The sequence below is a fragment of the Rathayibacter tanaceti genome, from assembly GCF_009834165.1.
Classification (GTDB): Bacteria; Actinomycetota; Actinomycetes; order Actinomycetales; family Microbacteriaceae; genus Rathayibacter; species Rathayibacter tanaceti.
Genome location: NZ_CP047186.1, coordinates 2,166,822 through 2,177,526 on the forward strand (window position 1 = coordinate 2,166,822; position 10,705 = coordinate 2,177,526).

Sequence of the window (10,705 nt, forward strand, 5' to 3'; positions counted from 1 at the left end):
CGAGCCTACGAGGACCGCGACCGGTCACCTACGACCCCTGGGCCGCCCGCCTACGACCCCTGGGCCGCCACGCGGATCGCCCCGCTGCCGGTCGCGGCAGGAAGGCCGGCCGTGTCGAGTGCACGGGGCGAGCCCACCCGCCACAGCTCGCGCACGAGCCAGCCCAGGAGGACGACGAGCACGACGTTGCGCGCGGTGAGTAAGAGAACCATCCACCAGTGCGACCAGAGCAGGAACAGGTAGAGGTAGGGATAGACGACCTGCGTCAGCGCCGCCGTGAGCAGCGTGAGCTTCGCCGGGCGGTCGAAGGAGCCGTCGAGGCAGGCGATGAGACCCGCGATCACGGGCGGTGCGAGCCAGACGATGTACTGCGGGGAGAGCACCTTGTTGGCATCGATGAACACGACGACGAAGGTCAGCGCGAGGAGCGGGAACAGCCTGGTCGGCTCCGCCCGTCGGGCGAGCGCCCGAAGGCCGAGCAGGGCCACGCCCAGCATCGCCAGCGCGAGCAGCGGAGTCATCAGGCTCGCCGCGAACTCGGTACCCGGCCCGTGCATCTCGAAGGTGTTGATGTCGGCGGCGTAGTAGACGTAGCTGCCGGTTCCGGGGACGACCGACAGCCACATCCACGGCGTGCTGACGACGGCCTCGATCTGGAGGCCGCGGTCGGTCTGGTCGGTGACGAAGCTGAAGACCTGGTCGCCGCCTCCGACGAGGACCACCGCGACGACGATCACGGCGGACGTGACCGCGGGAACGATCACCGTCCGCACCCGGCCGCGGAGCACGAGCAGCGCGGCGGCGAGGATCGCGGCCGGCCAGACCTTGATCCACGTTCCGATCGTGAGCAGGAACGCGGCGGCACCGGGCCGGGTCGCGGCCCACAGCATGCCTGCGATGGCGGGCGGTGCGGTGAAGGCGTCGATGCGGCCGACCGCGATCGGGCCGAGGAGGACAAGGAAGAGCAGCCACCAGCGCGCAGCGGCCAGACTCGGCCGCGAGCGCCCCCGCAGGAGCAGAGCGAAGGCTGCTGCGTCGGCGAGGGTCACCAGGACGAGCCACATCAGGTCGTAGCCGCCCGCGCCGAAGAGCCACGAAGCGGACATCGGCGCCCAGGCCAGGATCGGGTACACCCAGCCGGTGTCGATGCCGGCGATCCCGCCGCCCTCGACGGCCGTCCTCATCCACTCCTTGTAGACGATGCTGACATCGCCCATCGGCAGCCCCGGCGCGAAGAGCGCCAGCAGCGAGAGCAGGACGTGCACGAGGGCGAAGCTGCCCCAGAGCACGGCGGCCGAGTCGCGGTTCTCGCGCAGCCGGTCGAGGGGGCGGGCGGACGCGCGGGGAGGGGAGGACGGCACCGCGTCAGTGTAATCGGATGGCTGAACCGGACCCTGGCAGGGGCTGTGCCTTGCTGAGAGTGTCAGTACCCCGGGAAGGCGTCGGTGCGGATGCGCTTGGCACCCGCTCCGCGCAGAGCGCCGCGGACGGCGTCGACGAATGACGGTGAGCCGGAGACGTAGCCGACCCGACGGCCCGCGTCCGGGACCGCGTCCGCCAGCACCTCGGCGGTCAGCCGGCCGGTCACGTGCGACCATCCATCCGGCAGTGAGGAGGGCGTCTCCCGCGAGCGAAGAACGACGCGCGCGCCGGACTCCTCGAGCAGGTCGCGGTAGGCGACGTCCTCGAGGCTCGGAGCGGCGACCACGACGACCACGTCGCGCCGTGGCCCCTCGGCGAGGGAGCGCAGCTGGCTGGCGAACGGGGTGATCCCGATGCCGCCCGCTACGAGCAGCAGGGGGACGGAGGGGTCGGTCGGCAGCACGAAGTCGCCACCGATGCTGGTCGCGCGGAGAGTGCTGCCGGGCTCGAGCGCCGCCAGAGTGCGCTTGAAGCTGCTCGCCTTCTCGGGCATCCGCAGGGCGATCGCGATCTCGCCCTCGCGGGGAGCGGAGGAGACGGAGAACGTGCGACGACTCCCCCGCCGGTCGGCGCGGTGCGGCAGGTCGAGCTCGAGCCACTGGCCGGGCTCGAAGTGGAGCGGCACCGACGAGCGGAAGCGGTACTCGGCGATGCCGGGCGCGAGGGTCCTGCTTGAGGTCAGCTGGAGCGCGTGACTCCGGCGCTGACGGTAGGCGAACGCGAAGGCGAGCGCGTTGCCGACCACGAGTCCGAGCTCCGGAGAGGCGTAGAGAACGCCGAGGTGGAACGGGACGCTGGCGAGCAGGGCCGCGACGACCGCGATGATCAGCTGCTGCGACCTGCGGGGCGCGAGCGTCAGCGGCTCGGTGAGCATGAACGCTCCCGCGAAGACGAAGGGGTACGCCGTGAGGACCGACGTGAGCGCGGCGCCCAGCTCCAGGCCGCCCTGGAGGGACTGCTGCACCGACACCGCGCTCGCCACGACGACGAAGACCACGAAGACGGCCCAGCGGCGCACCCGTGCGACCACGAGGAGGGAGCCGACGAGGACCCACGGCCACATCACGCCGGTCGGGAGCACCCAGGCCGCAGCGGTGAGCGAGCCGGCGAGCGGAGTATCGGCCAGAAGCCCCTGCACCAGAGCGACCAGGAGAACCGCGACCGCAGCGGGATTGAAGAGGTGCCGGCCCCGCCACACCAGGACGTACTTGGAGACCGCGGCGACGACTCCGACGAGCGCGACGACGAGGAGCGCCTGCGGCTCCGAGGTCGGGAAGAGCAGGAAGGCGATCAGGAGTCCGGTGATGATCGACGACTCGAGGTGCGCGGGTCTGCGCACGAGTCGCGAGACGGCGTAGGTGGCTCCGACCGTCGCGACGACAGCGATGGCCGCCGTGGCGATGATCTCGAGCGGGGAGAAGAAGATCAGCCCCGCTGCGGAGTAGCAGACGGCGACCAGGAGGAGCGCGGTGAGCGTCGTCCAGACCAGTCTGTAGGTGGTGACGCGACCGAGGGCGCGATCGAGGGTGCCGATCATCGGAAGACCTCTCCGGGGAAGGAAGGCGAGTAATGGAGGGTGCCGTCGCTGCGGACTCGGACGAACTCGAAGTCGAAGCGGTCGGCGAGGGTCTCGGGCGGGCAGACGAACAGCGCGGTCGCCAGTCCGTCGGCCACCAGGGCGGTGTCGGCCACGACCCAGGTCGCGACGATCGTCTCGACCGGACGGCCGGACCGGCCGTCGAGGACGTGGTGCAGGCCGTCGGCCCAGGCGCGGCGGTTGCTCGCGGAGCCGCAGAGCGCGCGTTCACCGGGAACGGCCACGCCGATGGCGCGAGTGGGGTCGTAGGGGTGCTCGAGGCCGACCCGGAAGGGGCCCGCTCCGCGACCCCGGAGGTCGCCTCCGGCGTCGACGATCGCCCGTTCAATTCCGGCCGAGGCGAGCTCGTCGAGCACGAGGTCGACGAGCTGCCCCTTGCCGGCGGCTCCGACGTCGAGCACCACGCTCGCGTCAGTGCGCACCACCGTCGGTCCTCCCGTGCGGGCCGCGCTCCAAGACGGAGCAGGAGCGGCGGGCCCACGCGGGACGAGGCTGTAAGCGGGGTCGTAGCCGAGCTCTTCGAGTGCGTCGCCGACGAACGGGGTCACCCCTCCTCCGGTCGCCTCGTCGAGCACGTCGTAGAGGGTGAAGAGCTCCTCGGCCTCGGCCGGGAACACATGCTCACCCGTCTCGATCCGGAGGCGTGAGACCAGCGAATCGGCGCGGAAGCGCGACCAGGTGCGGTCGTAGTCCTCGATGCGCGCCGAGATCCTCGCGCGGTCGTCGTCTCCGAGCGGATCGACGGTGTCGAGCTGCCAGGACGTGCCGATCGCCTCGAACCGCCAGGCGTGCCCGAGCACGCTCACGGCATCAGGCCGTGGCATCTGCCTTGATGGTCTCGACGGCCTCGTTGAAGCCGGTCGCGGTGAGCGAGGAGCCGGACACCTTCGAGACGTCGATCTCGTCGAGCGACTTGCCGACGACCTCACCCGAGATACCGCTCGCGAAGCGCTCCTGGTACTGCTGGCCGGTCGGGTTCTCGGATTCGGGCGTGACGGTCACCTCGGTGATGACGCCGTCGGCGAGGGTGAGCGAGACGCCGACCTTCTCGTTGCCGCCGGGCGAGGTGTAGGCACCCTCGGCCTCGTAGCTGCCGTCGGTGTAGCTGCCGGTGCCCGCAGCGTCGCCGGCGGCTCCGGTGGCGGTGGGGGTCGGGCTCGTGGCCGAGGTCGGCGCGGTGGTGGTCGTGTCGGCGGAGTCGTCTCCGGCGGTGGCGGTGCTCGAGCACGCCGCGAGGGCGGCGAGTGTGCCGGCACCGGCGAGCAGGGTGAGGGCGTAGCGGGTCGTGGTCTTCGCGGTCATGTCTGTACTCCTGGTTGGGGCGGACGCGGCGGATCCGACGGTAGAGGCGCTCTCGACGAGCGTTCGATGAGGCGGCTGTGCGAATCCGGTGAGGCACCGGAGACGCGGGAGCGCCGCTTCTCCCGGGACAACGACAGAGGAACCGAGACGGTTCACCCCTGAGGCTGAGCGATTCCTGAGAGAGTCACCAGAGGAGTCGGGCGACGACTCCCGACAGGTGCTCGGCGATGTCGAGTGCGGCGATCGGTCCACCGCGGGAGGCGGAGCGGCCGGCCTCCGCGTGCAGGACCGCGGCGGCGGCGGCGAGCGGCGCGAGATCCTCGAGAGCGAGGACGCGCCCGGCCGCCTCCGCGTCGGCGGAGCGGCCGGCGAGCAGCGCGCCCAGGACTCCGCCGAGGACGTCACCGCTGCCGGCGGTGGCGAGCCAGGGCGTCGAGCCGCTGACCGCCAGGGCGGTCGCCCCGGCGACCACGTGCGTCGTGCTGCCCTTGAGGAGCACGCAGGCCTCGAAACGGTCGGCGGCTCGCCGCGCCCATCCGCCCGGATCGGCCGCGACGGCGGCGACGTCGACGTCCTCTCCGGAGCGGGTGAGCAGGCCCGCCAGCTCGCGGAAGTGCGGCGTGATGACGACCGGTCCGGCGACCTCGTCGATCAGGTCGAGGGCGCCTGCGTCGAGCACGACCGGCACTCCGGAGTGCAGCTGGTCGAGCAGCGTGCGCCGCTGGTCGTCGCTGCGGTCGTCGGCGCTGGTGCCGGAGCCGACGAGCCACGCCTGCACGCGCCCCGCCGCCGTCACCACTTCGGGTCGTCGCGCGAGCACCAGAGCCGAGGGCCGCTCCGACCCCAGGTAGCGCACCATGCCGACTCCCGTCCGCACCGCCGCTTCGACTCCCAGCACCGCGGCTCCCGGGTACCGCTCGGACCCCGTCGCCACCCCGAGCACCCCCCGCCGGTACTTGTCGTCCTCCGCCCGCGGTCGCCGCAGCTCCCGTGCCGCCTCCGCCACCCCGACTCCCGCGAACCCATCCGTCATCCCGCCACCCTACGACCCACCCCACCGCACCTCTCCCCGCCCCGCGGCCCACCCCGCCCCGCCCCACGCCGCGCCGGCGAAGCCGCGCCCCCCTCCCCTCCCAACCAGGAGTCGGCGCGAGGCGTGGGCGGTGCAGTCGCAAGGCGGAGGAGGAAGCGATACCGGCGGTATCGCGCCTGACGACAACGCCGCGACTGCGCCGCCCACGCCTCGCGCGCCGTCAGCGGCGGGTGGCGTCGTCGACCTCGCCGACCAACTCCTCGATGATGTCCTCCAGGAACAGCACTCCCGTGGCCCGGCCCTGCTCGTCGAAGGCGCGCGCGAGGTGCGCGCCGGTGCGGCGCATGATCGCGAGGGCGTCCTCGAGGTCGGTGGCCTCGAAGATCGAGGCGAGTTGGCGGATGCGTTTCGCGGGGACCGGGAGGCGGAACTTCTCGCCCTCGGTGTCCCCGTCGAGGTCGAGCACGTCCTTGAGGTGGATGTAGCCCTCGGGGGTGCCGTCGTCGCCGAGGATCACGTAGCGCGAGAACCCGTGCTTGGCCACGGCGCGTTCGACGTCGGCGGGCGTGGCTCCGCTGGGGAGGCTGACGATGCCGTCGAGGGGCAGGGCGACGTCGTGGACCTTCTTCTCGGTGAACTCGAACGCGGCGAGGAGGGTGCCGGTGGAGTCGCGCAGCGTTCCCTCGCGGGTGGACTGGTCGACGATCGTCTGCACCTCCTCGAGCGTGAAGGTGCTGTTCGCCTCGTCCTTCGGCTCGACCTTGAACAGACGGAGCACCCCGTTCGAGATCGCGTTCAGCGCGACGATGATGGGGCGCAGCACGCGGGCGATCGCGACGAGCGGAGGTGCGAGCAGGAGCACGGCGCGGTCCGGCATCGAGAACGAGATGTTCTTGGGCACCATCTCGCCGAGGACCACGTGCAGGAACGACACGATCAGCAGGGTGATGACGAATGCGACGGTCCCCGAGAGCTCGTCGGGGATGCCGACGGCGTGCAGCGGCACCTCGAGCAGGTGGTGGATCGCCGGCTCGCTGACGTTGAGGATGAGCAGCGAGCAGACGGTGATGCCCAGCTGGGTCGTGGCCAGCATCAGCGTGGCGTGCTCCATGGCTGCCAGCGCGGTGATCGCGCTGCGGCGTCCGCTTTCGGCGAGGGGCTCGATCTGGGAGCGGCGGGCCGAGATGACGGCGAACTCCGCTCCGACGAAGAAGGCGTTCGCAGCGAGGAGCACCACGAGCCAGGCGATTCCTGCCCAGTCACTCATCGTCGGCCTCCTTCCGGCCGCGGTGGCCGTGCGCGACGTCGGCGAGCGGATCGGGGATACCCTCGGGGACAGCCTCCGGATCGGGGGTGAAGCGGAGCCGGTCGATGCGCCGTCCGTCGAGCCGCTCGACGCGGAGCGATCCGCCCTCGACCGCGATCCGGTCGCCGACCGCGGGGAGGCGGCCGAGCTGGCTCATCACGAAGCCGGCGACCGTCTCGTAGGGGCCCTCTGCGGGGATGTGGACGCCGGCACGGTCGAGCACCTCGTCCGGACGCAGCATCCCGGGGAAGGTCGTCGATCCGGGCAGCTTGACGACGTCGGCGCGGGAGCGGTCGTGCTCGTCGGCCACCTCGCCCACGAGCTCCTCGACGAGGTCCTCGAGCGTTGCGACGCCCGCCGTTCCGCCGTACTCGTCGACGACGACGGCGAGCTGGAAGCCCCGGCCGCGCAACTCCGTCAGCAGCACGTCGAGCTTCATGGTCTCGGGGACGCGGAGCGGTTCGGAGCGCAGCGCCGTCACCGGCACCTCGGAGCGCTTGCCGCGCGGCACCGCGACCGCCTGTTTCACGTGCACGACTCCGACGATGTCGTCGATGTCGTCGTCGGTGATCGGGAAGCGCGAGAGGCCGGTGGTGCGGGCGAGGTCGAGCACATCCTGCGCCGTGCTCGCGCGTTCGACGGTCGACAGGCGGAGGCGCGGCGTCATCACATCGCCCGCGGTGAGGGCGGAGAAACGGAGAGTGCGTCCGAGCAGGTCGGCGGTGTCCTCCTCAAGCAGTCCCGCGCTGGCGGAGTGGCGGACGAGGCTCGACAGCTCCTCGGCGCTGCGGGCGCCAGAGAGCTCTTCCTTGGGCTCGATGCCGACGAGCCGCAGCAGGGCGTTCGCGCTGCCGTTGAGCAGGGCGACGGCAGGTCGGAACACGGTGGTGAACGCGGTCTGGAGCGGGACCACGAGCTTGGCGGTCGCCCGCGGCAGCGCCAGCGCGAAGTTCTTGGGCACCAGCTCGCCGAGGATCATCGACAGGAGCGTCGCGATGACGATCGCGACGACTGTCATCACCGGCGCGAGCGCCTCCTCGGGGATGCCGAGGCCGCTGAACGGCTGCTCCAGCAGAGTCGAGAGCGCGGGTTCCATCGTGTAGCCGGTCAGCAACGTCGTCAGCGTGATCCCGAGCTGCGCGCTCGAGAGGTGCGTCGAGGTGACCCGCAGCGCGGCGATGGTCATTCCGAGCCTGGTCTCACCCCGATCGCGGCGGGCCTCGAGATCGGCGCGGTCGAGGTTCACCAGGGCGAACTCGCTGGCGACGAAGACGCCGGTACCCAGTGTCAGCAGCAGGCCGACGCCGAGGAGGAGCCACTCAGTTCCCACGGTGGTCGCCCCCGGTCGGGTGAGGGTGGTCCGAGGAGTGCCGGACGGGCCGGTCCGGGCGCGGATGGGCAGAGGGAGGGTCGTCCATTGTGGGGCAGAGTCTACCGCGGCCAGGGCGCCGACAGTACTCGGCAGCGGTAGGCGCAGCGCCGCTCCCTGCTCGGGGTCAGAGCCACTTCTTCCGCTTGAAGGCCGTGTAGAGCGCGACGCCGAACAGCACCATCAGGCCGAGCGCCCACGGGTAGCCGAGCCGCCAGTGCAGCTCGGGCATATCGTCGAAGTTCATCCCGTAGATGCCGGCGACCAGCGTCGGCGCGAACAGGATCGCCGCCCACGAGGAGATTTTGCGCACCACGTCGTTCTGAGCGAGTCCGGTCTCGGTCTGGCGCCGAGAGACGAGGGTCGAGTGCACGGTGAGCGCCTTGTCAAGGATCGCGCGGAGCGAGTCGACCGCGTCCGTGACCCGGATGGTGTGGTCGAGGACGTCGCGGAGCGAGCGCCGCAGCTCGATCCGCTCGGGCGAGAGGTCGCTCTCGTCGGCCGTCGCCTCCTGGAGCAGCTCGTGCAGCAGCGCCGTGAGCGGCTGCACCGAGCGCTGGAAGTGGATGACCTCGCGCGAGAGCCGGTAGATACGCTCCGAGAGCCCGTCGTCCGAGTCGTCGCCGAAGAGCTGGTCCTCGATCTCGTCCACGTCGCCCTGCACGCCGGAGACCACGGGCGCGTACTCGTCGACGACCTGGTCGAGGATCGCGTAGAGCACCGCCTCCGGCCCGCGGGCCAGCAGCGCTGGATCCTCCTCGAGCCGGCGGCGCACCCGGGCGAGGTCCGGGGAGTCGGCGTGCCGGATGGTCACGACGAAGTCGGGGCCGACGAACACGTGCAGTTCCCCGAACACGACGGTCTCGGCCGCGTCTACGTAGCGCGCGGGCCGCAGCACCACGAAGAGCCCGTCGTCGTAGCGCTCGAGCTTCGCCCTCTGGTGTCCGCTCAGGGCGTCCTCGACGGCCAGCGGGTGCAGGCCGAACTCTTCCGCGACAGCCTCGACCTCCTCGCGGGTCGGGCGGTGGAGCCCGATCCACGCCATGCCGTGCTCTTCGCGCATCAGCTCGAAGGTGTCCTCGAGCGACTCCGGGTCGCTGATGCGGTGGCCGCCGACGTACACGGCGTTGTCGACGATGGTCATGGGGTCGGTTCTAGCACGCGGGCACAGCTCACCAGCTGACGGGGAGCGCCTTGCCCTCCTCGTAGCCCGCGGCCGACTGCAATCCCACGTGCGCGCGCTCGTGGAAGTCGGTCACGCTCCGCGCGCCGGCGTAGGTGAAGGACGAGCGCACGCCCGAGGTGATCATGTCCAGCAGGTCCTCGACCGAGGGGCGCAACGGGTCGAGGTAGATGGTGGAGGACGAGATGCCCTCGGCGAAGAGGCGCTTGCGGGCCAGCTCGTAGGCGTCGAGGCGGTCGAAGCGCTCCTGCACGGCCTTCGCCGACGCCATGCCCCAGCTCTCCTTGTAGACCCGGCCGACCGTGTCGCTGCGCAGCTCTCCCGGCGCCTCGATCGTGCCCGCGAACCAGGATCCGATCATCACGGAGGCGGCACCCGCGGCCAGCGCGAGAGCGACGTCGCGCGGGTAGCGCACCCCGCCGTCCGCCCAGACGTGTGCGCCCAGCTCGTGCGCGCGTTCGGCCGTCTCGAGGACCGCCGAGAACTGCGGGCGGCCGACGGCCGTCATCATCCGGGTCGTACACATCGCGCCCGGGCCGACTCCGACCTTGAGGATGTCCGCGCCGGCGTCGACGAGATCGTGCACGGCCTCGGCGGTGACGATGTTGCCGGCGGCGATCGGAACGCCGAGATCCAGCGCCGCGACGGTGCGCAGGGCCCGGAGCATCCCCTCCTGGTGGCCGTGCGCAGTGTCGAGCACCAGCACGTCGACTCCGGCCGCGACGAGGGCGCGCGCCTTCGCCTCGACATCGCCGTTGATGCCGACCGCCGCCGCGACGCGCAGGCGGCCGTCGGCGTCGAGCGCGGGGTCGTAGATGGTGGAGCGGAGGGCGCCGGTGCGCGAGAGCGTGCCGACCAGGGCGCCGTGGTGCAGCACCGGGGCGAAGTCGAGGTCGGCCGCGACCATCAGATCGAAGGCGGCGCGGGCAGTGGGCACGTCGTCGGCGTCGATCGAGGGGGCGGCACCGTGCACGAGATCGCCCAGCAGGGCGTCCGGCAGAGCGGTGGCGAGACGCGAGGCCGGGACGCAGCCGAGGATCGCGCCGTCCGCCTCCTGCACGACGAAGCCGTGGCCGGCGACGGCCGGGAGGATCGTGAGCGCCTCCTCCACCGTCGTCCCCGGTGCCGCAGTGAGGGCGCCGGAGAAGGCGACGGGCTGGCGCTTCACCCAGCGGATGGCGGCATCGAGGGCCTGCAGCGGCATGTCCTGCGGGAGCACGCCGAGGCCGCCGCGGCGCGCGAGAGCGGCCGCGAGCCGCTGACCCGTGACCGAGTTCATGTTCGAGGAGACGATCGGGATGGTCGCGCCCGTGCCGTCGCCGGGAGCCAGGGAGACGTCGAGCCGGCTTGTCACCGAGGAGCGGCCGGGGACGAGGAACACGTCCGAGTAGGTGAGGTCGCCTGAGGGTGCTCCGCCGGAGAAACGCATGGGGAGAACGCTACTCCGGCGCGGCCCCGGGTCGGCCGTGCGGGATCCGGGCTAGGCTTGGCGA

Annotated in this window: 9 protein-coding genes; all 9 read right to left on the bottom strand. The window is 71.7% G+C overall.

Going from position 1 to position 10,705, the window contains the following annotated elements; genetic code table 11:
- Positions 1 to 50: 50 nt before the first annotated feature.
- Positions 51 to 1,361: a glycosyltransferase 87 family protein gene (locus GSU10_RS10165; protein WP_158286057.1), complete on the bottom strand. Its 1,311-nt coding sequence runs from the start codon at positions 1,359 to 1,361 to the stop codon at positions 51 to 53.
- A gap of 62 nt (positions 1,362 to 1,423) precedes the next feature.
- Positions 1,424 to 2,959 carry an FAD-dependent oxidoreductase gene (locus GSU10_RS10170; RefSeq protein ID WP_068207284.1) on the bottom strand — a complete coding sequence of 512 codons (1,536 nt, stop codon included), beginning with the start codon at positions 2,957 to 2,959 and terminating at the stop codon, positions 1,424 to 1,426.
- Positions 2,956 to 3,843, bottom strand: coding sequence for an FAD:protein FMN transferase (locus tag GSU10_RS10175; protein WP_132504049.1), 888 nt, complete (start codon positions 3,841 to 3,843; stop codon positions 2,956 to 2,958). Before GSU10_RS10175 ends, GSU10_RS10170 begins: the two co-directional genes overlap by 4 nt.
- On the bottom strand, positions 3,830 to 4,321 hold the full coding sequence (locus GSU10_RS10180) for an FMN-binding protein (protein ID WP_132504047.1): 492 nt from the start codon (positions 4,319 to 4,321) through the stop codon (positions 3,830 to 3,832). The genes GSU10_RS10175 and GSU10_RS10180 overlap by 14 nt, the downstream gene beginning before the upstream one ends.
- A gap of 184 nt (positions 4,322 to 4,505) precedes the next feature.
- Positions 4,506 to 5,354, bottom strand: a complete 849-nt coding sequence (locus GSU10_RS10185) for an ADP-dependent NAD(P)H-hydrate dehydratase (protein WP_132504045.1) — start codon at positions 5,352 to 5,354, stop codon at positions 4,506 to 4,508.
- A gap of 220 nt (positions 5,355 to 5,574) precedes the next feature.
- Positions 5,575 to 6,621 (bottom strand): hemolysin family protein, encoded by a 1,047-nt coding sequence (locus GSU10_RS10190; protein WP_068211502.1) that lies wholly within the window; start codon positions 6,619 to 6,621, stop codon positions 5,575 to 5,577.
- On the bottom strand, positions 6,614 to 7,990 hold the full coding sequence (locus GSU10_RS10195; protein WP_082845158.1) for a hemolysin family protein: 1,377 nt from the start codon (positions 7,988 to 7,990) through the stop codon (positions 6,614 to 6,616). The genes GSU10_RS10190 and GSU10_RS10195 overlap by 8 nt, the downstream gene beginning before the upstream one ends.
- A gap of 166 nt (positions 7,991 to 8,156) precedes the next feature.
- Complete coding sequence (corA, locus tag GSU10_RS10200; protein WP_068211505.1) at positions 8,157 to 9,173, bottom strand: magnesium/cobalt transporter CorA; 1,017 nt, start codon at positions 9,171 to 9,173, stop codon at positions 8,157 to 8,159.
- 28 nt (positions 9,174 to 9,201) lie between these two features.
- The gene (gene guaB1, locus GSU10_RS10205; protein ID WP_068211508.1) at positions 9,202 to 10,641 is read right to left on the bottom strand and encodes a GMP reductase; all 1,440 of its coding nucleotides are present in this window, start codon (positions 10,639 to 10,641) and stop codon (positions 9,202 to 9,204) included.
- Between the last annotated feature and the right edge of the window lie 64 nt (positions 10,642 to 10,705).